Source organism: Alteromonas genovensis, from assembly GCF_010500895.1.
In the GTDB taxonomy this organism is placed as follows: Bacteria; Pseudomonadota; Gammaproteobacteria; order Enterobacterales; family Alteromonadaceae; genus Alteromonas; species Alteromonas genovensis.
Map to the genome: position 1 here is coordinate 38,096 of NZ_JAAAWO010000004.1, position 23,497 is coordinate 61,592.

Annotated in this window: 20 protein-coding genes; 10 read left to right on the forward strand and 10 right to left on the reverse strand. The window is 45.6% G+C overall.

The window, feature by feature from the left end; all coding sequences use genetic code 11:
• Positions 1–138 precede the first annotated feature (138 nt).
• The 3 genes from folM (at position 139) to GTQ48_RS06785 (ending at position 2,936) form a co-directional block, all read left to right on the forward strand.
• Positions 139–846: a dihydromonapterin reductase gene (gene folM, locus GTQ48_RS06775; protein WP_163105790.1), complete on the forward strand. Its 708-nt coding sequence runs from the start codon at positions 139–141 to the stop codon at positions 844–846.
• A gap of 145 nt (positions 847–991) precedes the next feature.
• The gene (locus GTQ48_RS06780; RefSeq protein WP_163105791.1) at positions 992–2,056 is read left to right on the forward strand and encodes an agmatine deiminase family protein; all 1,065 of its coding nucleotides are present in this window, start codon (positions 992–994) and stop codon (positions 2,054–2,056) included.
• Entirely contained in the window at positions 2,043–2,936 is an 894-nt protein-coding gene (locus GTQ48_RS06785) for a carbon-nitrogen hydrolase (RefSeq protein WP_163105793.1), read from the forward strand. The genes GTQ48_RS06780 and GTQ48_RS06785 overlap by 14 nt, the downstream gene beginning before the upstream one ends.
• Positions 2,937–3,083: 147 nt before the next feature.
• On the opposite strand, the gene pdeM is transcribed toward GTQ48_RS06785, so the two are convergent.
• Together pdeM and GTQ48_RS06795 are read right to left on the reverse strand one after the other, a co-directional pair.
• Complete coding sequence (gene pdeM, locus GTQ48_RS06790; protein ID WP_163105794.1) at positions 3,084–3,836, reverse strand: ligase-associated DNA damage response endonuclease PdeM; 753 nt, start codon at positions 3,834–3,836, stop codon at positions 3,084–3,086.
• A gap of 10 nt (positions 3,837–3,846) precedes the next feature.
• Positions 3,847–6,309 carry a ligase-associated DNA damage response DEXH box helicase gene (locus GTQ48_RS06795; protein ID WP_163105796.1) on the reverse strand — a complete coding sequence of 821 codons (2,463 nt, stop codon included), beginning with the start codon at positions 6,307–6,309 and terminating at the stop codon, positions 3,847–3,849.
• Between the two features lie 266 nt (positions 6,310–6,575).
• On the opposite strand from GTQ48_RS06795, the gene GTQ48_RS06800 reads away from it, so the two are divergent.
• From GTQ48_RS06800 to GTQ48_RS06815, 4 genes are all read left to right on the forward strand, one after another.
• Complete coding sequence (locus tag GTQ48_RS06800; RefSeq protein WP_420837598.1) at positions 6,576–7,379, forward strand: UDP-2,3-diacylglucosamine diphosphatase; 804 nt, start codon at positions 6,576–6,578, stop codon at positions 7,377–7,379.
• Positions 7,380–7,422: 43 nt separating this feature from the next.
• On the forward strand, positions 7,423–8,244 hold the full coding sequence (locus GTQ48_RS06805) for a lipase family protein (protein ID WP_163105798.1): 822 nt from the start codon (positions 7,423–7,425) through the stop codon (positions 8,242–8,244).
• Positions 8,245–8,348: 104 nt separating this feature from the next.
• A complete protein-coding gene (locus GTQ48_RS06810; RefSeq protein WP_163105800.1) occupies positions 8,349–9,365 on the forward strand; it encodes a ligase-associated DNA damage response exonuclease in 1,017 nt (338 codons plus the stop codon).
• On the forward strand, positions 9,365–11,056 hold the full coding sequence (locus GTQ48_RS06815; RefSeq protein ID WP_163105801.1) for a cisplatin damage response ATP-dependent DNA ligase: 1,692 nt from the start codon (positions 9,365–9,367) through the stop codon (positions 11,054–11,056). The genes GTQ48_RS06810 and GTQ48_RS06815 overlap by 1 nt, the downstream gene beginning before the upstream one ends.
• Before the next feature lie 157 nt (positions 11,057–11,213).
• Here the strand turns inward: GTQ48_RS06815 and GTQ48_RS06820 are convergent, their stop codons facing one another.
• The gene (locus GTQ48_RS06820; RefSeq protein WP_163105803.1) at positions 11,214–12,182 is read right to left on the reverse strand and encodes a carbohydrate kinase family protein; all 969 of its coding nucleotides are present in this window, start codon (positions 12,180–12,182) and stop codon (positions 11,214–11,216) included.
• Positions 12,183–12,576: 394 nt separating this feature from the next.
• Between GTQ48_RS06820 and GTQ48_RS06825 the strand changes: the two genes are divergently transcribed.
• Positions 12,577–13,713, forward strand: a complete 1,137-nt coding sequence (locus GTQ48_RS06825) for an ROK family transcriptional regulator (protein ID WP_163105804.1) — start codon at positions 12,577–12,579, stop codon at positions 13,711–13,713.
• Between the two features lie 10 nt (positions 13,714–13,723).
• Positions 13,724–14,695, forward strand: a complete 972-nt coding sequence (locus tag GTQ48_RS06830; protein ID WP_163105805.1) for a homocysteine S-methyltransferase family protein — start codon at positions 13,724–13,726, stop codon at positions 14,693–14,695.
• A gap of 59 nt (positions 14,696–14,754) precedes the next feature.
• Here the strand turns inward: GTQ48_RS06830 and GTQ48_RS06835 are convergent, their stop codons facing one another.
• The 6 genes from GTQ48_RS06835 to ubiG form a co-directional block, all read right to left on the reverse strand.
• Positions 14,755–16,731: an alpha/beta hydrolase family protein gene (locus GTQ48_RS06835; protein WP_203565126.1), complete on the reverse strand. Its 1,977-nt coding sequence runs from the start codon at positions 16,729–16,731 to the stop codon at positions 14,755–14,757.
• A 182-nt stretch (positions 16,732–16,913) separates the two neighbouring features.
• Positions 16,914–17,573 (reverse strand): glutathione S-transferase family protein, encoded by a 660-nt coding sequence (locus tag GTQ48_RS06840; RefSeq protein ID WP_163105806.1) that lies wholly within the window; start codon positions 17,571–17,573, stop codon positions 16,914–16,916.
• Positions 17,573–18,181 carry a glutathione S-transferase family protein gene (locus GTQ48_RS06845; RefSeq protein ID WP_163105807.1) on the reverse strand — a complete coding sequence of 203 codons (609 nt, stop codon included), beginning with the start codon at positions 18,179–18,181 and terminating at the stop codon, positions 17,573–17,575. Before GTQ48_RS06845 ends, GTQ48_RS06840 begins: the two co-directional genes overlap by 1 nt.
• A gap of 119 nt (positions 18,182–18,300) precedes the next feature.
• Positions 18,301–19,272 carry a lipase chaperone family protein gene (locus GTQ48_RS17885; protein WP_163105808.1) on the reverse strand — a complete coding sequence of 324 codons (972 nt, stop codon included), beginning with the start codon at positions 19,270–19,272 and terminating at the stop codon, positions 18,301–18,303.
• Positions 19,272–20,165, reverse strand: a complete 894-nt coding sequence (locus GTQ48_RS06855) for a lipase family alpha/beta hydrolase (protein WP_235207859.1) — start codon at positions 20,163–20,165, stop codon at positions 19,272–19,274. The genes GTQ48_RS17885 and GTQ48_RS06855 overlap by 1 nt, the downstream gene beginning before the upstream one ends.
• A 439-nt stretch (positions 20,166–20,604) precedes the next feature.
• The gene (ubiG, locus tag GTQ48_RS06860) at positions 20,605–21,363 is read right to left on the reverse strand and encodes a bifunctional 2-polyprenyl-6-hydroxyphenol methylase/3-demethylubiquinol 3-O-methyltransferase UbiG (protein WP_163105810.1); all 759 of its coding nucleotides are present in this window, start codon (positions 21,361–21,363) and stop codon (positions 20,605–20,607) included.
• A gap of 205 nt (positions 21,364–21,568) precedes the next feature.
• Between ubiG and GTQ48_RS06865 the strand changes: the two genes are divergently transcribed.
• Positions 21,569–21,928 carry a DUF2237 family protein gene (locus GTQ48_RS06865; protein ID WP_032097788.1) on the forward strand — a complete coding sequence of 120 codons (360 nt, stop codon included), beginning with the start codon at positions 21,569–21,571 and terminating at the stop codon, positions 21,926–21,928.
• A gap of 115 nt (positions 21,929–22,043) precedes the next feature.
• Here the strand turns inward: GTQ48_RS06865 and GTQ48_RS06870 are convergent, their stop codons facing one another.
• Positions 22,044–23,474: an aldehyde dehydrogenase family protein gene (locus tag GTQ48_RS06870; RefSeq protein ID WP_163105811.1), complete on the reverse strand. Its 1,431-nt coding sequence runs from the start codon at positions 23,472–23,474 to the stop codon at positions 22,044–22,046.
• Between the last annotated feature and the right edge of the window lie 23 nt (positions 23,475–23,497).

The following is a 23,497-nucleotide window of genomic DNA, read 5'->3' on the forward strand; positions in this document are numbered from 1 at the left end:
TTTAACTTCTACGCACATCAATGCGTTACAGATCGACTAGGCCAGTAAATGACTTTTTTTTAATATAGTTGCCAAGTTATGTACCAATGGCACACTATTTACGTATTCCCTTACATATTAACTATTTAGGAAAACACATTGACCTCACCTATACTTATTACAGGCGCTAGTCAGCGATTAGGACTGGCTATGGCAGACAGCTTGCTCGAAGAGGGTAATGCCGTTGTCGTAACCTACAGAACACTGCGACCCACAATAGAAAAACTCAAAGACAAGGGCGCAACCGCTATATATGCAGATTTTAGCACTGAGCAGGCTATTGATCGAGCAATTGATGATATTAAGGCAGCAAGCGAAAGCTATCGCGCAATCATTCACAACGCCTCCGATTGGGCACAAGAAAAAGACCATGCCGATAAGCACAGCTTGTTTAACCGCATGATGAATGTCCACGCTCTCGCACCCTACCGTATTAATCTCGCCTTAGCCCATTCGCTTTCAAATCAAGATGGTTTTAGCGACATTATTCACATGACAGACTATGTACAGGATACGGGCAGTGAAAAACATATGGCCTATGCGGCCAGCAAAGCAGCTTTGCACAACTTAACGCTCTCTTTTGCAAAAAAACTAGCTCCCCACGTAAAGGTAAATAGCATTGCCCCTGCCCTTCTCATGTTTAATGAAGGTGATGACGAGGCCTACAAACAGAAGGCATTAAAGAAATCCTTACTTGAAACGGTACCTGGTGCACAAGAAGCAGTAAAAGCTATGCACTATTTACTGAACAGCGGCTACATCACCGGACAAACCCTGCATTTAAATGGCGGTAGGCATTTAAAATGATGCAAAGGCTCAGAATAACGAGAAAAATAGTGTGTTAGATGCTTTTTGTAACATGTAGCCAATGCCGTAAATTTATTAGACGGAGTGTTGGTGGGACTGCACGGTACAGTTATACTTAGCCTTTCACTGTTTACTTGGATGAACTATGCAGGGCACACGCACTATGGCGCCAGAATGGCATGATGCAGACGCTATCATGCTGGCATGGCCTCATGCCCAGACCGACTGGGCACTATGGCTTGAAGAAGCCAGAGACACCTATCTCAACGTCATAACTGCAATAAACCGATATAACGCAGGGGTAATACTACTTTGTGCACCCGCCGATATCGACGACCTCACGGCGCGCCTTGCACCTGATGCAAAGGTATTAATTGTACCTGCCACATATAACGACACCTGGGTGCGGGATTATGGGTTTATAACCTGCTTAGATAGCGACAAAAACGGCTCGCCAGTGGAATTTCGCTTTAACGGCTGGGGCAACAAATTTAACGCTGAAGACGACAATCTTGCCAATCAGCGATACCTGGCCGCTCTGTGTAAATCAGTATTGAGAAGCAGCCCTATTGTTGCTGAAGGCGGCGCACTTGAAATTGACGATCAAGGGCATTTGCTAACCACTGCACAATGTTTGTTAAACCCAAAACGCAATGCTGATATGCCGTTGTCTTCCTATGCTGATGCGTTCAGCGATATATTGGGATGTAGCAAGGTTACCGTATTACAACACGGGCATCTTGAAGGTGATGACACCGACGGTCATGTAGACACGTTGGTGCGATTTACGCCTAATACAGGCCTAGTCATTCAAGCGTGTGATAATCGCCCTGATGACAGTCACTTTGAAGGGTTGAAGGCACTTTGCGACGAATGCGCCTGTGCACTTCCAGAGCATCAGCAGTACCGCTTACCGCTGCCGCTCATCAACAACGAGGACGGCGATAGATTACCCGCCTCTTATGCTAACTATCTTATTTGCAACGGCGCTATTTTGCTCCCTATTTACGGGCAAGACGAAGACAGGGAAGCGATTAATGTTATTCAGAAAGCGTTTCCAAATTACATTGTTGAACCAATTGATTGTCGTGTACTCGTAAAGCAATACGGCAGTTTGCACTGCATTTCTATGCAAGTGCCAAAAAATACGCTGAAAGACGACATCATTGAGACATTAAGGAAAGGAGTATCACTACATGCCCCCAAATAAGTTAAAAGTGGGCCTTGTGCAGCAGGCTGTAAGCGATAACGACAAAGCGACAAATTGGAACAAAAGTGCCGAGCAAGTGGCTAAACTTGCCGAGCAAGGTTGTGAATGCATTTTGCTACAAGAGCTGCACAGCACCTTATACTTTTGCCAGCAAGAAGACACCGACGCCTTTGATTTAGCAGAGCCAATTCCAGGACCGGCGACAGACTTTTTTGGTGAGCTCGCTGAAAAACACAATATCGTTTTGGTTACCTCTCTTTTTGAAAAGCGCGGCTCAGGGCTTTATCACAATACTGCGGTCGTCTTTGATAGAAGTAGGGAGATTGCCGGGAAATATCGCAAGATGCATATCCCTGATGACCCGGGTTTTTACGAGAAGTTTTACTTTACACCGGGCGACACCGGCTTTGAACCCATACAAACAAGTGTTGGAAAGCTGGGTGTACTAGTGTGTTGGGATCAGTGGTATCCAGAAGCGGCGCGCCTAATGGCAATGGCCGGTGCAGACTTGTTGTTTTATCCCACCGCAATTGGCTGGGATGTGAACGACACTGCCGAGGAGCGCGCCCGTCAACATGGCGCGTGGGAAACCATTCAGCGCTCGCACGCTGTGGCTAACTCAGTTCCGGTTATCGTAGCCAACCGTACTGGCTTTGAAGCGTCACCTGTTGAAGGCGACCCAGGTATTCAGTTCTGGGGGCAGAGCTTTGTAGCAGGCCCCCAGGGTGAAATACTGGCAAAGGCTGGGGCAGATGGTGAAACTACGCTATCAGTTGAGCTTGATATGGAACGTACCGAGCAGGTTAAGCGCATTTGGCCTTACTTCCGTGACCGTCGCATAGATGCCTATGATGACCTAACAAGACGCTGGCGCGACTAACCCAAATAAATGGGGGGCAGAGTGAAATAAATGGACGTCAGAGTGCATTTTTTCAAAGCAGCAGCAGCTTCTAAATTGTAATCTGACCCCATTTTTGTCGAGCCTGTGGTGTACAAATGCTGCGTTTTAAATGCGATGCTTTAAACGCTATGTTTTAAAAATAATACCGTCGTACATCATAAATGTATTCCTTTCGTTTTTTGCCAGCAGTGACAGCATCACCTCATCCTCGATGTCGAGGCCGCCGGTAAATTGACCAAAGGCTGGCATAACAAATAGCTGACTCGTTGATATAAAACACTTTCCCGAGTATCGCCTGCGTGAGATTGCGGTTCGCATTTTAGGGTGAAAATGACCAATAATTTGCGCTCTATTGCCAGTTTTTGTGTTGTTTCCTAAGTTATTTTCTAAACCAGCTTCGGGCTCATGACGAAACACCACATCGTAAGCTCCTTCTTTATTAAGATGTATCTCCTCACAAGCTTCGCCGGGGATGCCCTCCGGCAAGTCAGGATCGTGATTGCCCTCTACCCAGCTCCACTGTGTCACTTGCGATACTAAATTGCATAGAAAGGCGCGGTCTTCAGCTGTCATTCGAGCCATACTGTGCTTGTCGTGAAAACTATCGCCTAAACTAATGACTCTTGCCGGCTGATAATCTTTAATAATAAGCGCTAGGCGCTTAAGGGTTGCTTGAGAGTCTACACTTGGCAGCGGATTACCATAACTTCGTAAGTAGCTTCCCTTTTCTAAATGCAAATCTGACACCACCAGCCAATCTAGCGCCGGCAAATACGCCACGCCTCTGGCATCTAGCACCCACAGAAGACCTGCAAATTTGGTTATACTGAGTTTTCTTTTTGCTAACTGAGTCGTTAGCCAACTGTCGCTGATTGCCAATGAATACCTATTATTGTGTTTGCGAAAGTAGTGCGCGTACGTCTTCTAGCATGTTTTCAGCCTCAGCGTACAAATCTGCTTGCTCGATGATTGCCTGAGCCCCTGCGCCTTTTATTTGTTCACTGCGAACATTCAGCACAATAGGAATAGCCATGGGAGACACTTTTTCTAAATTGACCAAGGTCGCGCTATCAACATAGCGAATAAGCAGGTTTGCCAGCCTGGATAAATCTAGCAACTCTCGCTCTGCGTCCTCTCTCGCCACTTTTAATAAAATATGGTCAGGGTCGTGCTCACGCAAGGTGTCGTAAATTAAATCTGTCGAAAACGTTACCTGTTTCATGGTTTTTTGACTGGCGTGGTAGCGCTGCTCCGTGAGCCCGCTCACCACAGCAACCTGGCGAAACGACCGTTTTAGCATAGGTGCCTGCAACATCCAGTCTTCTAACTCGTCGCCCAATATATCGGGCTGGAATAAGCGCTGAAGCTGCTGCTGTGTAATTGGGTTCACCGACGCTATTGATAGCCCGTAGTCAGTAACGCTAAAGCTAAGGGGTTTAATACTCATCTTTTCCATACGACGGGTTAACAACATGCCAAGGGTTTGGTTGGCCTTTCGCCCGTCGAAGGTGTAATACAGCGTGTAATACGCTTGTCGAAATGGAAATTGCTCTACCAATACATTGCCGGGCTTTGGCAGTTGAGAGAAGGCTTCTTGAAGAACTAACCATTCTTGCACTTGTGTAGGCAGTACTTTCCACTTCGAGCTATCAGCTAAAATCCCTCTTACGCCATCAGCTAAGTACGTAGACAACGGCATTTGCCCGCCACCGTAACTCGGTATTTTAGGCTCTTTTGCCTTGGCAGGCTTCGCGTGAAGCTGCATGTCTCTAATTGCTTCGTATTTAAGTACTTCACCGGCAAAGTAGAATGTATCGCCTGGAGTAAGCTGCTGAGCAAAATACTCCTCCACTTCACCAATAATTTTGCCCTGATTACCACGGCGTATTCGTTTAACTTTAAGACGGCCAGACTCCACAATTGTGCCAATATTTTGCCTATGCCGCTGGATCACGCGCCGATTCGCGGGGGAAAACGTACCGTCGTCGTTTTCTAATAGCCGCTGATAACGCTCATAGGCATTAAGAGCACTGCCGCCATCTAATGTGAACTGCCATAGTTTATCAAAATCACTTCGGTCTAACCCTTGGTAAGGGGTGGCGTTTAGAATTTGTTGGTACAAGGCGTCAGGCTTATCGGCCTGACTGCACAAACAGTTCAAAATAAACTGGGGAATAATATCCAGCGCCCCCGAGTGCGGGGCATCGCCATCTAGCTCACCTTTGTTAATGGCATCTATTGCAGCCTGACATTCTAGCGCTTCAAAGCGATTCGCTGGGACTAACAGCGCTTCGCTAGGTTCATCCAGTCGGTGATTAGCCCGCCCAATACGCTGCAATAATCGGCTTACCCCTTTCGGCGCCCCCACTTGTATAACCTTATCCACATCGCCCCAGTCTATGCCCAGCTCTAGTGCAGATGTACACACCACAGCGCGAAGCATAGCGCTTGCCATCATAGCTTCGGTTTTGCGACGTTGCTCTTTGCTTAAACTACCGTGGTAAAGGGCAATAGGCAGTGCCAGTTTGTTCACTTCCCACAGCATTTGAAACAGCAATTCCGACTGCGCTCGGGTATTAACAAACACCAGCGTGGTTTTCGCTTTTTCTATTGCCTGGTAAATATCATCAATGGCATAGCGCGCCATAAACCCACCGAAGGGCATTCGTGCTTTTGAATGCAGCATATCTACCTTGGGCTTCTCCCCTGCCTTTACTTTAACAATGTTGGCAGTACTGTCGCTGCCTGCTAGCCAGGCGCCAAGTGTTTCAGGGAAGGCCACGGTGGCTGATAAACCAATACGCTGCATGGCTGGCGATAAAATAGATAGCCGCGCTAACGCTAAAGACAAAAAGTCACCACGTTTATTCGCCATTAAGCTGTGGGTTTCATCTATGATCACCCGCTTCAGCTTGCCAAATAGTTTATCTGCATCAGCATAGCTCAGCATTAACATCAGCGACTCAGGCGTAGTTAATAATATATGCGGGGGCTTTTTACGCTGGCGCTGACGTTTGTGGGAAGGTGTATCTCCGGTTCGCGTTTCTGCGCTAATACCTAACCCCATTTCTTCAATAGGCTGCAGCAAGTTGCGATGTATATCCTGGGTGAGCGCTTTTAGGGGAGAGATGTATAAGGTGTGCAACCCCGTAAAGTTTGACGTGCTCAGTAACGCATCCAACTCTACTAGACTCGGTAAAAAGCCTGATAATGTTTTTCCCGCTCCTGTAGGTGCAATAAGCAAGGTGCAGTCATGCTGGTCTTTTTCAACAAGCATATCCCGCTGATAATCGCGAAGCTGCCACCCTTTCTTTTTAAACCATTTGGCAAATACAGGAGGTACTGATTTCATTAATTAACTTACTTCCATTTTTTACTCGTTATACGCAGGTTACCCAGTTAGGTTTACCAGCAAGGTTTATTTGCATTGGCTACATTCCTCAATACTCATGCACTGACCCGTCCTTGCATGTAAAAGAAGGCATTTAAACGAAAAGGCTTTCACCTAACTGATTTCAGAACAGCACCGTAACGATATCGTCATGAAGGTGTCAATTAACTGTCAAGTTGATTGGTTAGGGTATGCCCACACCAAATGACTATTTGAGCATTTCAATGATTAAGGCTCCTCACTTCAGAAGCGTTTTTATCTCAGATACACACCTTGGCAACAAAGACTGCAAAGCAGAATTTCTTCTTCACTTTCTCAACAATATGACCTGCGACAGGCTTTACCTAGTGGGCGATATTGTAGACATGTGGTCGATGAGCAAACAGTTTCGTTGGCCTGATGCGCACAATGAAGTGATACATAAAGTTATCCAGCTTAGTCATGAATCTACAAAAGTCATTTTTCTACCGGGCAATCACGATGCCCCCTTACAGAAGTATTCAGGAATGCAGTTTGGCGATATAGAGATAAAGCGCCAATACGTGCATGAAACCGCAGCGAACAAACGCTACTTGGTGTTGCATGGTGATCAATGTGATGGCGATGTAACTTTAGGCCGCTTTCACGCCTGGATTGGCGATAAGGCGTATGATGCGCTGCTATTTGCAAACCGTTGGTTTAACCTGCTGCGAAGCTGGAGAAAACAAAGCTATTGGTCGTTAGCAGGCTACATCAAGCAGCGAGTGAAAGGCGCAAATAAGGCCATAGCTCGGTACAAAAACGCCGCTACCAAGCGGGCGAAAGAGCTGCAGCTTGATGGCGTCATTTGCGGCCATATTCACCACCCAGAATCAGATATGGTGAATGGGATTCATTATGTGAACGATGGCGATTGGATAGAAAATTGCTCTGCGCTAGTTGAAGACAACGCCGGAAACTTGCAGCTATTAGACTGGGTTGTGTATACCAAACAAGAAACGGTGTCTGAACTAGACCTTAGACACCTCGATTCGAAAAATAAGGCGGCGTAATGCGCACGTCAACCAAATGAATGCATGTGAAAGACATTAGCCATTGAAGAAACTTAAGCGGTATCAGTACGAGCGCTATGCCGTACTGTGTAAGTTGGCATATCCGAAAGAATTTGACTATTCATCACTGGGCTTTTCAGCCCATGAGCACCATGCTGTGTGCGATTCACGCGGCACCGTAGTGGCACGCATTCTCTGTCGCCCAAACAAAAAAGAAGTTATCGTGCTGTTCAGGGGAACCCAATCCATCCGAGATTGGTTACTCAACTTTTGTATTTTCCCAAGTAAAGCCAAAGGAAACTTTAAAGATAAATCAACGCACAACGGCTATGTTCATTTTGGCTATCAGCTTCTCCTCAACCAAAAAAGCAAGACTAGGATCCCCTTACCTGCTGACAGTAAAAAAACCAGCGTAACGCTCAGTATATATGAAGATATCGAGGCTAAATTGGCACCGCTTATCGAGTCAGGTAAACGCATCACACTTACCGGCCATTCGTCTGGCGGAGCCATGGCGGTTTTAGCAGCGCAGCGCCTTGAATTGGCATTTCCTAAAAGCGTGCGCCGCGTTGTCACTTTTGGACAACCTTCTACCAGCTATCGTCGATTCTTTAAGCATTACTTACTGCATCACCGCACATTTAGAGTCGTTTGCGACCTAGATATTGTCACCTTCCTTCCCCCTATTCCAGGGCTGTTTAAGCACCTGGGGCGCTCGCTTTGGCTACATAACGAGCGTGTTTACGACAACGCCAAGCCTATCTGGCGGCTATATCGGGTTATTTCCCAGTGGCTGATTTCCCCCATCTCATATCACTACATGCATAAATACATTCGCAACAAAGACTTCTTCGATAAACATTAGGGCCTGTTGAGCGAAGTAAAAAATTGAGCTATGCAGGCTAAGTGGTCGCTTTATCTTTTCTGTCGTATGTACATTTACTGCAAATACAGAGGGAAACGCTGCCTGTGCATCCATCAACATGGTTAAAAACTGATAATACTGGCTTGTACTGCGAACCGGGTGGGTTTTACATCGACCCCATGACCGAAGTAGACACTGCATTAGTGACTCACGGCCATGCTGATCACGCGCGGGCCGGACACCATACAGTTTATGCCAGCGTAGAAACCCTAGCCATTATGCAAACTCGCTACGGCGAGGATATGGCCGAAAAGCAACACACTGTATCATTAGGTGAAAAACTCACCTTTAATGATGTCACGGTAACTTTTTATCCCGCGGGCCATATATTAGGCTCTACGCAAATACTCTTAGAATACGGTGGCTACAAAGTGGTGGTATCTGGCGATTATAAACGGCGTCACGACCCCACTTGTCCGCCTTTTCAAATTGTGCCTTGCGATGTGCTTATCACCGAGGCCACTTTTGGACTGCCTGTTTTCGAACACCCACCCATTGAGAACGAAATAGAGAAATTGCTTCACTCGCTGCGGGTATTTCCCACTCGGTGTCATCTGGTAGGCGCCTATGCCTTAGGCAAGTGCCAACGTTTGATTATTGCGCTTAGAGAGGCAGGCTACCACAAACCTATTTATTTGCATGGGGCTCAGTTGAAGTTATGCGATTTATACCAACAGTTTGATATTGACCTTGGCGAACTTATTCCCGTCTCGCAGGTTGACGATAAAAAAGAGCTCGCGGGAGAAATTGTGATTGCTCCGCCTTCTGCATTGGCAGATAGATGGTCGCGAAGTCTTCCTAATGTGCGCACGGTGATGGCATCGGGCTGGATGCAAATTCGCGCCCGCGCAAAGCAGCGAAATGCCGAACTCCCTCTTATTATTTCCGATCATTGTGATTGGCCTGAACTACTTAGGACTATTGAGGAAGTTAACCCGAAAGAGGTGTGGGTGACTCACGGAAGAGAAGATGCGCTGATGTATCAAGCTGAAAAGATGGGGTTTAAAGCCCGAGCATTATCATTGGTGGGCTATGACGAGGAGGAACAAGGAGGTGATTAATGGAGGCATTTAGTAACCTGTTAGAGCAACTGTACTTTACCGCTGGAACGAAAGCGAAAGCACAGCTTATTGCAGACTATATTGAAAATACGCCCGACCCAGATAGAGGCTGGGCTATTGCGGCCATGGCAGGCACCCTGCGGTTTGATTTTTTTAAACGCAATACCGTGAAAAAATTGATTACCGAGCATACTGACCCCGCCCTATTTGCGATGAGTTACGATTATGTGGGCGAAGTGAGCGAAACCGTTGCGCATCTATGGCCGTTCAATAGCCCTGTGTCTCCCTTACCGTCTCTTCATAGTATTGTAGATACTTTTGCTACTGTTTCTAAACAGAAAGTGTCTGCAACGCTGGCTGAATACTTAACCATGATGACACCGTCCCAGCGCTGGGCACTGCTGAAATTAGGCACTAGAGGGCTGCGCATTGGCGTATCAGCACGCTCAATAAAACAAATATTGGCTGACTACGGCAAAAAAGATATTAAAGAGATAGAAACTTTATGGCACGCTGTAAACCCACCGTATACCGAGCTTCTACAGTGGTTAGAAGGGAAGGCCGACAAGCCTGATATAGAAAATGCCGTCACGTTTCATCCCGTCATGCTTTCTCACCCCATTGAAGACAATGATATCGACACCTTTGATGCCAACCTTTGGCAAATTGAAAATAAGTACGATGGCATTCGTGTACAGCTTGCGGTGAATACTGAGCTTGCTGGCAAGGATAAAGAAAGTGAAAAGCTCGCAACCAATTCCACTGATGAACAAGAGCGCGAAAAGGCGCTGTTCTCTCGAACTGGCGACGATATCAGTCACTCATTCCCTGATTTATTGGACGAAATGAGCGGCAATATGGTGCTCGATGGCGAGCTATTGGTTATTCACAATACCGAGAAGGCTACTGCCAGTGCATCAGATATGGCCAGCAGATCGTCTGCATCAGAACCTATCGTTGATACGTTTAATGCGCTGCAGCAAAGACTTAACAAGAAAAAGCCAACCAAACCCTTAATGCAGTCAAATCCGGTGGGGCTTATTGTTTACGATGCCCTTGTACTAGAGGGCGAGAAGCTGACTTCCCTAACGCTAGAGGCTAGGCGTAAAAAATTAGCCTCTTGGTTTGAGCAAAAGAAGCCGCCTCGGCTATTTTTATCTAACACCTTACGTGCATCATCGCCCGAAAGTTTGCGCGCCCTTCATAACACGGTTTGCGACAATAGATCCGTTGAAGGACTAATGATTAAACGACTCGACAGTACATATGTGCCCGGTCGACCTAAAGGCCAGTGGTATAAGTGGAAACGAGACCCTCTAGTGGTGGATGCGGTTATCATGTACGCGCAGCGAGGACACGGAAAACGTTCAAGCTTTTATTCAGACTTTACATTTGGCGCATGGGAAGGCGAGCAATTATTGCCTATTGGCAAAGCTTATTCAGGGTTTACCGACGAAGAATTGAAAAAATTAGATAATTGGGTGCGGCGCAATGCGGTTGGCCGGTTTGGTCCGGTGCGAGAAGTGAAAAAAGAGCTGGTTTTCGAAGTCGCTTTTGATGCAGTGCACCCTTCTAATCGTCATAAATCGGGAGTGGCCCTTCGCTTCCCGCGAATTCATCGAATACGCTGGGACAAGCCTGCTAATGAAGCAGATACCTTAGACGCGCTTAAACTACTGATAGAACGTTAATTAAAAGAGCCTGTTACGCTACTGCGTAACAGGCTCTTTGTTGCGTTGCTTGGCGCTTTAAATATTCTGCGCTTCGCTCATTTAGCGCTTTGCCTATTTAATGATTAGCTTGCCTATCGGCTTAGCCGTTGGCTTCGCTGTTATCTTGGCTATTTTGCTATTTCGCGATATTTTGCTGAGTGGGCAATGCACTAAACGCGCCGTATTGAGTTACGGTAAATGCACCACAGCGAATCGCAAACTCAGTGGCCTCGCTTACATTTTCAAAACTTGCTGCCCAGCTATCAAATTCGTCAGCATTTTTAACTTTGGTTGATAGGTAATAAAGGAACCCACCGATAAAGGAGTCGCCTGCCGCCGTTGTATCTTTAACCTCCATTTTGGGCGACGCTAACGTGCCGCTAAATGATGTCGTGATGTAGTGAATAGGCTCACCGCCGTCAGTCACCAATACCACTTTTACGCCGCTCTCAAGCCATTGTTTTACTTTCGCATCAGCATTTTCTGCACCGTATAGCTCGTCGAGCTCTTCACGGCTTGCCTTTAAAATGGAAACCCGTTTCGCTGCAGCATCTATTCTTGAAGGTGCATTAGTCGTATCGTCCCAAAATGCAGGGCGGTAGTTGATATCTAAACACGCCATCATGCCCTCTTGGCGCGCTTTGTCTAAAATAAACTCTGTACCCGGTATCAACTCTGGCCCAGCAAGAGAGCCTGAGCAAAAGTGCAGTACCGCATCTTTATTACAGTCGATAGTAGCCAGGTCTTGCTCGGTAATGTGCTTATGCGCTGCATTATCCACATAAAAGTCGAAGGAACGCTCACCGTCTTCATCTAGGTTCACAAACGCTAATGCTGTATTGCCTTGTGAGGTAGTCCATACAAAATCGGTATTAACTTTATAATGCTCAAGCATTTCTTTTAAAAAAGCGCCAAAGGTATCATCACCCACTTTTGATACCATAGCACTGCTGCCACCAAGCTGTGACACTGCCACAGCAACATTGGCTGGCGCACCACCTGCATAGGGTTGAAAGGGCTTCATTGCCGGTATGTCACCGTCTTTTGGCGCCGCACCTTGGCTTAACATATCGATAAGTACTTCACCTAAACATAATATTTTCATACCAGCCTCACTTTATTCGTTATACATACAACCGTAATGCACATTATACATATCGCACTTTACGTTAATAAGTCGTTAATTAGTTATTCAATCGGGCATAGTATTATCTTTCTTTTTAATTAAATCAACCTAATTGACTTAATTAAAATGAAGACAACAAAATTTGTATACTTTAGGTTAAGATTAGTGACCCACTGGGGTTTATAGGTTACATTCTGGTTCACGAGCACTGTTGGGTGTGTCAAACTTTTCGCTATAATCTGTGTTAACGCGCACCATGGGAAAGCCTTATTTTTATTTAACATCAACACGTAAAACTCACACTCAAAGCAAACTTCAATGTTTTAATAATCCTCATTGAACAACTACTTTTACACTAGAGAGCAAGTTAACTATGGCAACACATTTGGCAGATAATCGTTCGGACAATGAACGGGCCATCATCTCGCTGATTAATAAGCATAAAGAATTACCAAAAGCTCAAATAGCTGAATTAACTGGCCTTTCTGCACAATCTGCCACGGTAATTATTAAAAAGTTAGAAAGCGACGGTTTGGTATTACGCAATGCGCCAGTTAAGGGAAAAGTAGGGCAACCAAAGGTGCCTTTCAGCCTTAATGCCGACGGCGCGTTTGGCCTAGGTTTAAAAGTAGGTCGACGCAGTTTTGAGATGACCCTTATAGATCTTTGTGGAAATGTACGGGCTACCGTCAAAGAAAAGGTGGCTTACCCTACGGTTGATACCCTTATGTCGTTTACAGAACGGGCTATCAACATGTTGACGAAAAACATTGCGGCTGACCATTTACCCCGAATTCGCGGATTAGGTGTGGCCATGCCCTTTGAAATTTGGACTTGGGCAGAAGAAGCCGGGGCACCGAAAGAAATGCTAGAGCAATGGAAGCAATTCAACCCAAAATTAGCGCTAGAGTCTCTTGTCTCTCTGCCAGTATTAGTGCGCAATGACGCGGCAGCCGCATGCAGTGCAGAAATGTCATTCGGTAATGCTGCCCATTTCTCTCACTTTTTATATTTATTTGTAGGCACATTTCTTGGCGGTGGTGTGGTCATTAACGACGCACTGTTTACGGGAAGATCGGGAAATGCGGGCGCGGTAGGTTCTTTACCATTTTTTAACGGCAACGAGGAACATCAACTTTTAACACAGTCTTCATTGTATGTTTTAGAAAATACACTTGATAATACTGGCGCAGAGGGTAGACAAATTTACAGCTCTACCGAGTACTGGAACATAGAGGAGAGCGTGATTGATAATTGGGTTCACTCTGCAGCGCAAGGTCTTGCTTATGCAGCACAATGCGCAATGAGCTTACTTGACATTGATGGCGTTATCATTGACGGTGCGCTACCTAAAAGCATTAAAACGCGACTTGTTGAGCAAACAAAAAATGAAATTGCCAAACGAGACATGCGTGGCATTACATCGCCGCGCATCATAGAGGGGCAAGTGGGAGCAAAAGCTCAATCCATTGGAAGCGCAAACCTTCCTTTAGTTGCAAATTATTATTGAAGAGCGAGTTATGACAGACCCCTTTGAATACATAGACATTTTAGACGGCGGTATGGGGCGAGAACTTGAGCGTGTGGGCGCTCCCTTCAAGCAGCCCGAGTGGTCTGCGCTATCGCTTATGCAGTCTCCTGAAAAAGTAGCGCAAGTGCATCGCCACTTTTTAGATGCCGGCGCTCAAATAATCACAACCAATGCCTATGCTATTGTGCCTTTTCATATTGGTGACGACGCATTTCAAGGGCAAAGTCTTTCTTTAGCTCAACGAGCCGCTCGTATTGCGAGACAAGAAATAGACGCGTTCGTCACTGAGCAAGAGGCACAAGAAAAAAACACACCGCTACTTGCCGGCTGTATTCCACCTGCATTCGGCTCATATCGCCCCGACTTGTTCGATAAAAGCCAGGTTGAAAACATTTTACGTCCCTTGATAACAGGCCAGCAAGATGACGTTGATTTTTGGCTAATTGAAACCGTATCTTCAATAGAAGAAGCCAATGCCGTTGTCTCTATACTAAGAGAATATTCTACCTTACCCATTTGGCTTTCTTATTCTCTTGCCAACAGACATAGCGACTCAGAAACGCCTAAGCTTCGCTCTGAAGAGCCATTGGCCCACATTGCTGCAACACTTGATGGTGTGGATGCGGTTTTATTTAACTGCTCTCAACCAGAAGAAATGGAAGACGCCATTGCAATGACCCGCAAGATGAACAGTGGCATACGCATCGGTGCCTACGCCAACAGCTTCTCTGAGCGCAACCGTCAACATGAGGCTAATGCACTGCTTTCATCACTGCGCAACGATGTAACCCCTGAACAATACTTACATTATGCAAAAACGTGGGTTAGCGCGGGAGCATCCATCGTTGGGGGGTGCTGCGGAATTGGCCCTGAACATATAGAAGCATTATGGGACTATTTCAAAAATCCTTCTTCCCCCCTTCCCAGAAAAAAGAAAGCAGAGTCTCCTCGCATTCTCTAGACAATAAGAGGCCAGGATCAAAAAACGCCCTTATGGGGCGTTTTTTCACACAGAGCGTGCTAGCTCTTTAGGTTTTTATCCAGAAAGTTAATTAACCCCTGATAGAGCTCTCGCCTATCTCCCTCATCGAAGACACCGTGCCCCGCCTGGGAGTATTGAAGATACTCTGGCGGGTTACCTGCCCTAATAAGCGCTTGAGAAAGTGCCTCTGAGTTAATTTCTGGCACTCGTCTATCTTTAGAACCGTGAATAAGCATTACATTCGCTTTGATTTTATCTGCATGGTACAGGGGCGAGTAGGCTTTAAGTTGCGCTTTGTCGTTACCCAGCACTTTCTGCAAATAGGCTTTACCGCCCCAGTTATTAGGGATATCACTTTGCGTAAACATGTATTGTAAATCATAGATGCCTACATACCCTATTGTACACTCGTAAAGGTCTGGCTCTTTCACCGCAGACATAAGCGCCGCGTACCCGCCGTAACTTGCTCCGTATGCACAAACGTTGTTTCCATCTACGTACTCTTTATCTATGGCCCATTTCACAGAGTCGTTAATATCATCAATCATCTTACCGCCCCACTCGCGATAACCTAATCTCTTGTATCTTTCTCCATAACCATCACTGCCGCGAAAGTTCACTTGCAAAACTGCGTAGCCACGGCTGGCTAAAAGCTGTGTTTCGCTGTTGTAGTCCCAGAAATCTCTGGTACCGCTTTGATGCGGGCCTCCATGGATCATAACCACTAGAGGAGGCTTTTCCTCACTTGATTGCTTTGGAAGGGTCAGGTAGCCATTAATTGTTTCGCCATCTGATACTTCAACGCTAATCGGCTTCATCGGCGCTAGTAATCTGGGGTCTATCCACGAGCTATTTGCCCATATAAATCGTGCGGCGAGCGTTTCACTATCAAACAAGTAGTATTCACCAGGATTTACATCGCTGCGTACATGCACAAGTAATGTTTTCCAGTCTCGAGTGTGGCTGGCGATAACAACAGTTTGACCTTCAAAGGCATCGGCTAATAGTTTGTGTATTTTGCTTGTTCTGCTTTCTTCCGTGGCGTAAACGTACTGAGATTTGCCCGGGTAGGTGATACCCACAGCTGGTAAACCACCGTTATCGAGGACAATTTGCTCGATATCAGTATTGTGTTCATCAAAGATTCTACTGTGCTCACCGGTCGACAAATTGAGCTTGAAATGTGTATAAATACCCTCTTCACCGGTAAACCCAGACATATAAACATATTGTTCGTCTTCACTAAGACCTCGTGGAATTACGTCTTCGCCAACGTTGAAAGCGTCTTCTAAATTTATCCATTCACTGTCGTTATCTTCTCTGTAAGCAGCATGAAAATTACCATTCTCATCTTCCCACTTCATAAAAACCACTTGACCATTTCTGGTTGCTAGAGCACTGCTGCGTTTGTGCGGTAAAACATCTATTTTTCGTTTTCTGCCAGACATAATGTTGAGCTTACTTATGATGGCAGGCTTAACACGGTTGTTATAATAAGTATTACCATTCATATCCCACGGATACTCGGCAATTAGGATGTACCGGTCATCATTTTCTAATAGACTTAGAACTTCTTGACTGGCTAAGCTATCGTCCTTGTTTGTAATTCGAGTGCCTGTTTGCTCGTCGCTTGCTCGATACCCGTAGAGCATTTCTCGTCTGCCACCATCAAGATTCATAGCAAATAGTTCACCCGTAGGCACAGGTCTATCAAAAGAGAACTGCTTTTCAGCATACTCGAACACAAGACGCTCGTTATTCACCCAAGTTACCGTATGAATAATATCGTTATTTTGTGGGCGCACGCCGCCGACAATGCTCATGTCCTCGGTGGACAAAATACCCAGCATCACCTTATTGTCTAAGCGTACTCGGGCCGCTAAATGTTTGCCATCTGGGGAGAGCTGAAGGTCGAGGTAGTCACCGTGTTTAATAAAATAATCGAGGGGAAGCTGATCGTTTGCAGAAATAAATAAAGAATAAAAGGCCAAAATGGCCCCTAAAATCCGTCTCATAAATGTCCTTTTGACTTATTAGTAGGTCTTTTTTTTTGTTGAATCTACATGACTGCCATGTTGTTTTCAATAACAGGCATAAGCCACCAAGTAATATTTAATGTTTTATTTTTTGGTGAGTTATGCCTGCAAAGAACCATTAAATGTGGTTAACCATCTTTAGTGTTACTAACAAACTAGCACTACCGAGTCACCACGTTTTTTGCTCCTTTTAATAGCGCTTCTTTGTCTATTTTATTAGGGACTTCCACGCCGCGCCTCGCAGCGGGACGAGCTTCAATACTGTTCTTCCAACGAATGAGATTATCTAGCCCGTCAATGCTTGCGCCCGACCACTCGTAGGTTCTTACCCAGCACCAGTTTGCCATATCAGCAATACTGTAATCGTCAACCAAGTACTCGTGGTTGGCGAGGTGACCATCTAACACCGTAAACAGTCGACGCACTTCGTTTTGATAGCGATCGATAGCTATGGGCATTTTTTCTTCTAGGTATCGATAGAAAACATTGGCTTGTCCCATCATCGGCCCTACGCCGCCCATCTGAAACATCAACCATTGCAACACTTTACTGCGCCCTTTCACATCGCTGGGTAAAAACATACCGGTTTTTTCTGCTAGATAAATCATTATGGCGCCAGATTCGAAGACCACGTGGTCGTCTTCACTTTTATCCACAATTACTGGTATGCGACCGTTAGGGTTTTTAGCAAGAAACGATGCCGTTTTCTGTTCGCCCTTCAAGAGATTAACAGGCACAACAGAGTATGCTAATTCCATTTCTTCCAGTGCTACGGAGGCCTTCCAGCCATTCGGTGTTGCTGCTGTATATAAGTCAATCATTAGGCTTTGGCACTCGCTCTGCTATTCATACTGTCATACCAACGAAGAAGGTTGGTTTGTTCATCTTTAATTCTTATATCAACAACCCGGGCAAAATCAATGGCGCATAAGGCGGTAATGTCTGCAATCGAGAACGTGTCTCCTGCAATAAACGTATTGAGTTCTAACCTGCGCTCAAGAATATTAAGATACTTAGACGCATTAATACCCGCTTCTTTGCCATACTCGGGTACTGGGACCATACGATCTTTGAAATACCCTGTGGTGTGCTGAAAACACATGCCAACTTGTAGCATAAGAGCCAGCTCTACTTGCCGTTGCCACATTGCTATAGTGCCTTTTTCAAGTGCACTACTTCCCATTAATGATGGCTCTGGATGAAGCGCCTCAAAATAGGTACAAATTGCATCTGTTTCTGCAATGCATGTTCCATCGTCAAGCTCAAGAATAGGTATTTTACCAAGGGGGTTTTTCGCACGCATTTCTGCGCTCAAATTTTCACCTTTTTGGATATCAACCTGAACATAGTCCATATCGATACCTTTTTCGGCGAGAAACATGCGAACGCGACGGGGATTAGGTGCAGTTTTGGTTTCGTAAATTTTCATAATTGTAGGGGCCTAGTTTGTTTTAAGTAGATTAGAACTTAGTAAAACAGGGATCAAATCACTCTAAATTAAGGTGAGTCTATTCAGTCACTGAATGGTTATACCTGTTTGCCCAATCATTAATTGTTGCTGTTCACCACTACTCTAAGACGCTTAATTTCATTTTCTGTAAAATCCGAGGTCTCATATTCACGTATCAATTTGCTGTATTCTTGCTTTGAAAGGTTAGCGCTTTGTAGCTTTTTAACATGAGCGCGGTAGCCTTCTACTTTCTGTTCCCACGCGCCCTGCTTTTCCCACAATGTATTAAAACGCTCAGCCACTTCATCACCAAATTCTGCGCTTATTGCACTAAAGCGAGAATTGTTATCACGGTATTGCTGCTTTATTTGTTGAATTCTGTGCATATCAACCGTTGGCTTAAAGGCTTCGCTATCGCTTGAAATAGCGAGAGATTCGACGATGGTGTTCTTTTTTGCCTCGCGAGTGAGGGTGCTGTCTTGGGCTATGGCAAGCCTTGCTAGCGCATCGTTATCGGAGGCTGCATCACTGCCAAACAAATATTCATACTCTCGATGACTGAAAAACTGCCGTCGTAAATCATATCGGGCGTCCAGCTTTTCCTGAACACTTTTCAGTGACGCCTGAACCATATTTATTTCCACATCTTCGCTGGCTAATGCCACTTTGTAGTTAACAAAACGGGAAAACAAGTCTACTGCGTAATCATGGGTATCTTTGGTATATAGTGATTCACTGTGGGCCACATAAGCAATTTGTACTGCCAACGGCGCTTGTTCAGCGTGTTCTGCAATAAAGAGCTCGAACCTGTCCTTAACCCAAATATTTAGCACAAATGGAATGAGATTTTTGGCATTTTCACCTTCAACTGTGGATGAGGCTGCCTGACTTGCAACCGTGCTTTTTAAAGCAGCGGGAAACGATGGGGATGCGCCATTGTTAGCGGTATCTTGTGAGCCTGAAGTCGTCGCCACAAAAGCTTCTGTATCGCTCTGTGTTGTAGCAACCGTCAATAACACAACAATGATAAGGAGGACAAATAGCCCCCCTCCTATAACTGCCGCTTTCACTACAGCCCTTGACGTTTCAGTCTGTTAGCCTGTTGCACGAACACATTCACTGGGTTGGTTTCAAACCAGTGGGTAATACCAAAACTTTGATTAACCTCATCGAGATGGTTCATTCTGTAGTTATCTCGCAGTACTTTGCCTAAGTGAGAGCTACAGGTAGCCACTAATCCATCATTGGCTTCGTTAAATGCAGTGCCGGTAATGGCTAAGAAAGGGTCGACAACGTCAAGCGCATTGGTAAAAGTTTTACCTCCACTCCATGAATAGTAATACACCCCATTTTCCGCCAGCATTTTGCCATCATTTCTGCAGTACGCCGATGGCATACCCTCTGGGTAGCGTTGATTAAATCTCACGGTTTCATCCGTTGATAGCGAATTTAACGCAGCAATAGCGTCGGTGGGTTTGTCTCTAGGATCTGACCCCGAGGCAAACTCAATAATGTTGGCAAATGCGTTGACAACTACCCCAGCAGCATCTTCTTGAAAAGAGTCTTCAGCAATAGCATTACGCAGTTGGTCTGCGACTTTACTGCCCCAATTCACACCGCCTACTGAGCTTACTGAAGCAACCTTATCTGGTGCAACGCTTGCCGCATAGCGTGCAGTTGGGCCGCCGTGGCTGTGCCCAATCAAATTCACTTTTTCAGCGCCTGATAATGCAAGCACTTCGTCTATATAGTTTAATAACTGCTCACCACGCACTTCCGTTGAGTTTGCAGGTGATACTTCGGCAATGTAAACAACAGCACCATTGCGTGTTAGCTTTTGCGGCACTTTGTAGAAGTAATCGACAAATAGGATATCTTCAAACCCAAATAAGCCATGTACTAGCACTATAGGGTATTTCGTTTTCGCGTATGTGGATGCTGAAGCATGACTGGCAAATGCCATGCAAATTACAGCTATTAGTAGCGACACTCTTTTAATTATTCTCATGTGTTTCCCTTTTTATCCCACGACCGTTGGTCACAGACTGTTTATCGCGGGCTGTTATTGCATCGGCGCTTAATCTCATTGAGCAATACTGTGTGAACAGCAGGCTCTTCGCACAGGTCTGTGGCCAGACCTTTGTTATAATTATGTAAACATGATGTAAATATCAAGGAGAGGATGAAATTTTTAATATATAGGAAAGGGTTATCTGACGTTATTTTAGAAATGTTTGAGCGATCTTTATTTAGTGATCAGTAAGTTATAAAAATTTAAGCGTATGACTATCCATACTATTTTTAGTATGGATAGTGACCATTAGCATTGGACATACACAATAGAAGTCTGCTGGCAATTTGCGTTGAAAATATCATTCCAAGTGCGATTAATAACGGAGGCACTAGACCTGCTGCTGGTTAGCATAAGCCTGAATATAATTCACCGCGAGACTTGATGTAGTATGCCACGTAGAAGTGAACGGATTGAGCTTCATACCCACTTGATGCTGTACTTTGAAGTCGTCGCCGACCCAATTAATAAGCTCTTTAGGGGTGACAAACTTACGCCAGTCATGAGTGCCGATAGGCAGGTAGCGCATAACGTATTCAGCGCCAACAATAGCAATGACGAAACTTTTCACCGTTCTGTTTAGCGTCGCTAATATTAGCAGTCCACCGGGTTTTACCATGCTAGCGCACTCATTAATTAGCTGCTTTTGATCTGGCACATGTTCAACCACCTCTGCATTAATCACCACGTCAAACTGTCGACCCTCTTTAACGACCTCGCTAGAGAGTTGATGGCGATATTCCACATCCACATTACTTTGCTTAGCGTGACGTTTAGCCACCTGTACGCTTACTGCGCTGGCATCAATACCCGTGACCGCGGCTCCTTTTGACGCTAGTGGTTCACTGATTAGGCCGCCGCCACTGCCAATATCAATGATTGATAGGTTAGAAAAGGGCGTCGAGCTCTCTTGGCATGTAAAGTGTGAGCGTATTTGGGACTCAATAACCTCAAGTCTCGCTTTGTTAAAGTCTAGCGCCGTTTTAAATTTACCTTTTGGATCCCACCAGGTTTCAGCAAGTGCATCAAATCTAGCTATTTCCTCTTGAGAAAAGTTGACGTTCCCGCTTTTGGTGCTTTTATCCAACATGTATGTGTTACCTCAAGTTCGTATTTCGAAAAGCATGTTTCGAAACCCGTATTTTGAGAAGCGTATCTCAAAAAGCGTATCTCGAAAAAAGGAGTGTACAAAAAGGGATTATCAACATGATGTGTAAAAAGGGATGCATCCCTTTTTACACAAAACCGTATACACTCTAGATTTACTAGATACGCAATGAGCGAGGTATTTGATTTTGGCAAATGCAAAAAATGTTTATGGCAGACCGCTTCAGCTTTGCTGCGGCAACGCCGGTTTCACGAGAGAAGGCTTTTGCTATGTGCCTTCGGCTGATGTAGGTAATCATAGCGTATGTGCAGTAGTAACAGATGAGTTTTTACAATTCTCTTTGCGCCAGGGTAATGACCTTATAACGCCGTGGCCGAGCATGGAATTTTCGGGCCTACTTGCGGGCGACAGATGGTGTTTATGTGCAAGTCGATGGCTACAAGCTTATGAAGCTGGTGTGGCACCTACCGTGCGTCTAGAGGCTACACATGAAAAGGCGTTGGACGTTATTCCGCTAGCGATACTTGAAGAGTATGCAGCAACGTAATTTCATCGAAAACTGACACGTTAAAAACATGTCTTTCTCGAAATGTAGCATTATCAGTTTATATAAATCATAAAAAATTAAGGCGCTTGTTAGCGCCTTAATTATAGCTTTACACTTACTGCGGCGTTCGCAACACCATGAGTCGAGTCTCTGACATATCCTCGATGGCGTAACGTATGCCTTCTCTGCCCAAGCCAGAGTCTTTCACTCCGCCATAAGGCATATTATCTACACGCCAGCTTGGTACATCACCAATGACAACACCACCAACATCTAGCTCGTTCCACGCCTTATGTGCTTTATAAATATCTCGGGTAAACACGCCAGCCTGCAGTCCATAACGGCTGTTATTAACTTCATCTAGCGCCTCTTCATAACTGTCAAAGGAATAGAGCACTGATAGCGGGCCAAAGGCTTCTTCCGCGCTAGCATCACAGTCTTTCGGTACCCCTTCCATTACCGTAGCATCAAGCATGGCACCGTCTCTGGTACCGCCACACAGAATTTTTCCGCCTGCTTTTTCAGCGTCAATAATCCAGTCGTGAAGTCGCTCTGCCTCGCCCTCAGAGATCATTGGCCCAATAAAGGTATCCTCACTCGACGGGTCTCCACTGACTAACGATTTTACTTTTTCAACGAAGCGCGCTTTAAAATCATCATAAATGGCGCTGTGTACCAGTAGCCTTTGCACACTGATACAGCTTTGACCTGACTGATAGTAAGCACCAATGATAATACGCTCTATGGCATCATCAAGGTCGGCATCCTCATCTACAATACATGCAGCGTTGCCACCTAGCTCTAACACTACCGGCTTTTTCCCCGCCTTGGCCTTGAGGGCCCAACCTACATCTGGGGAACCTGTAAAGCTAAGCAGTTTCAAACGCTCGTCTGTTGTAAAAAGGTCTGCGCCATCTCTGCTGCAAGGCAAAATTGAAAACGCACCTTTGGGCAACGCGGTTTCAGCTAGCACTTCACCAATAATTAGTGCGCCAATGGGCGTGCGTGACGCTGGCTTAAGCACAAATGTACAACCCGCAGCAATGGCGGGTGCCACCTTGTGGGCCGCTAAATTAAGGGGGAAGTTAAAGGGTGAAATAAACGAACATGGGCCTATTGGCACCTTCTTCGTCATACCTTGGTACCCTTTAGCTTTAGCTGAAATCTCTAAATTAACCACTTCGCCGTTAATACGCACCGATTCCTCAGCAGCAATTTTAAACGTGTCGATAAGGCGACTTACCTCGCCTTTAGCATCTTTAATTGGCTTGCCCGCTTCTATACACAGCGCTTGTGCAAGCTCATCAGCCCGCTCCTGAAACCGCTTTACACAATGCTCTAGCACTGCTTGGCGCTCATAGGGTGCCATTGCGGTCATTGCTGGCTGGGCGGCTTCTGCCGCCGCAATGGCCTTGTCGATAGTATCGGCGTCGGCGATGGCAACCTGCGTGGCTACCTCCCCGGTATATTTATTTGTCACGTCAAGATTAGTATTAGCGTAACACGCCTCGCTGGCGAGGTAGTACGGATAGCTTTCCTTTAACATATCGGCTCCTTCTGTTTTGCTTT

What these genes read in the sequence shown, in the direction of transcription:
- GTQ48_RS06780 (WP_163105791.1), top strand. Translation starts at nt 992, where the DNA reads ATGCAGGGCACACGCACTATGGCGCCAGAATGGCATGATGCAGACGCT.
- GTQ48_RS06785 (WP_163105793.1), top strand. Translation starts at nt 2,043, where the DNA reads ATGCCCCCAAATAAGTTAAAAGTGGGCCTTGTGCAGCAGGCTGTAAGC.
- GTQ48_RS06795 (WP_163105796.1), bottom strand. Translation starts at nt 6,309, where the DNA reads ATGAAATCAGTACCTCCTGTATTTGCCAAATGGTTTAAAAAGAAAGGG.
- GTQ48_RS06815 (WP_163105801.1), top strand. Translation starts at nt 9,365, where the DNA reads ATGGAGGCATTTAGTAACCTGTTAGAGCAACTGTACTTTACCGCTGGA.
- GTQ48_RS06820 (WP_163105803.1), bottom strand. Translation starts at nt 12,182, where the DNA reads ATGAAAATATTATGTTTAGGTGAAGTACTTATCGATATGTTAAGCCAA.
- GTQ48_RS06825 (WP_163105804.1), top strand. Translation starts at nt 12,577, where the DNA reads ATGGCAACACATTTGGCAGATAATCGTTCGGACAATGAACGGGCCATC.
- GTQ48_RS06830 (WP_163105805.1), top strand. Translation starts at nt 13,724, where the DNA reads ATGACAGACCCCTTTGAATACATAGACATTTTAGACGGCGGTATGGGG.
- GTQ48_RS06835 (WP_203565126.1), bottom strand. Translation starts at nt 16,731, where the DNA reads ATGAGACGGATTTTAGGGGCCATTTTGGCCTTTTATTCTTTATTTATT.
- GTQ48_RS06840 (WP_163105806.1), bottom strand. Translation starts at nt 17,573, where the DNA reads ATGATTGACTTATATACAGCAGCAACACCGAATGGCTGGAAGGCCTCC.
- GTQ48_RS06845 (WP_163105807.1), bottom strand. Translation starts at nt 18,181, where the DNA reads ATGAAAATTTACGAAACCAAAACTGCACCTAATCCCCGTCGCGTTCGC.
- GTQ48_RS06855 (WP_235207859.1), bottom strand. Translation starts at nt 20,165, where the DNA reads ATGGCATTTGCCAGTCATGCTTCAGCATCCACATACGCGAAAACGAAA.
- ubiG (WP_163105810.1), bottom strand. Translation starts at nt 21,363, where the DNA reads ATGTTGGATAAAAGCACCAAAAGCGGGAACGTCAACTTTTCTCAAGAG.
- GTQ48_RS06870 (WP_163105811.1), bottom strand. Translation starts at nt 23,474, where the DNA reads ATGTTAAAGGAAAGCTATCCGTACTACCTCGCCAGCGAGGCGTGTTAC.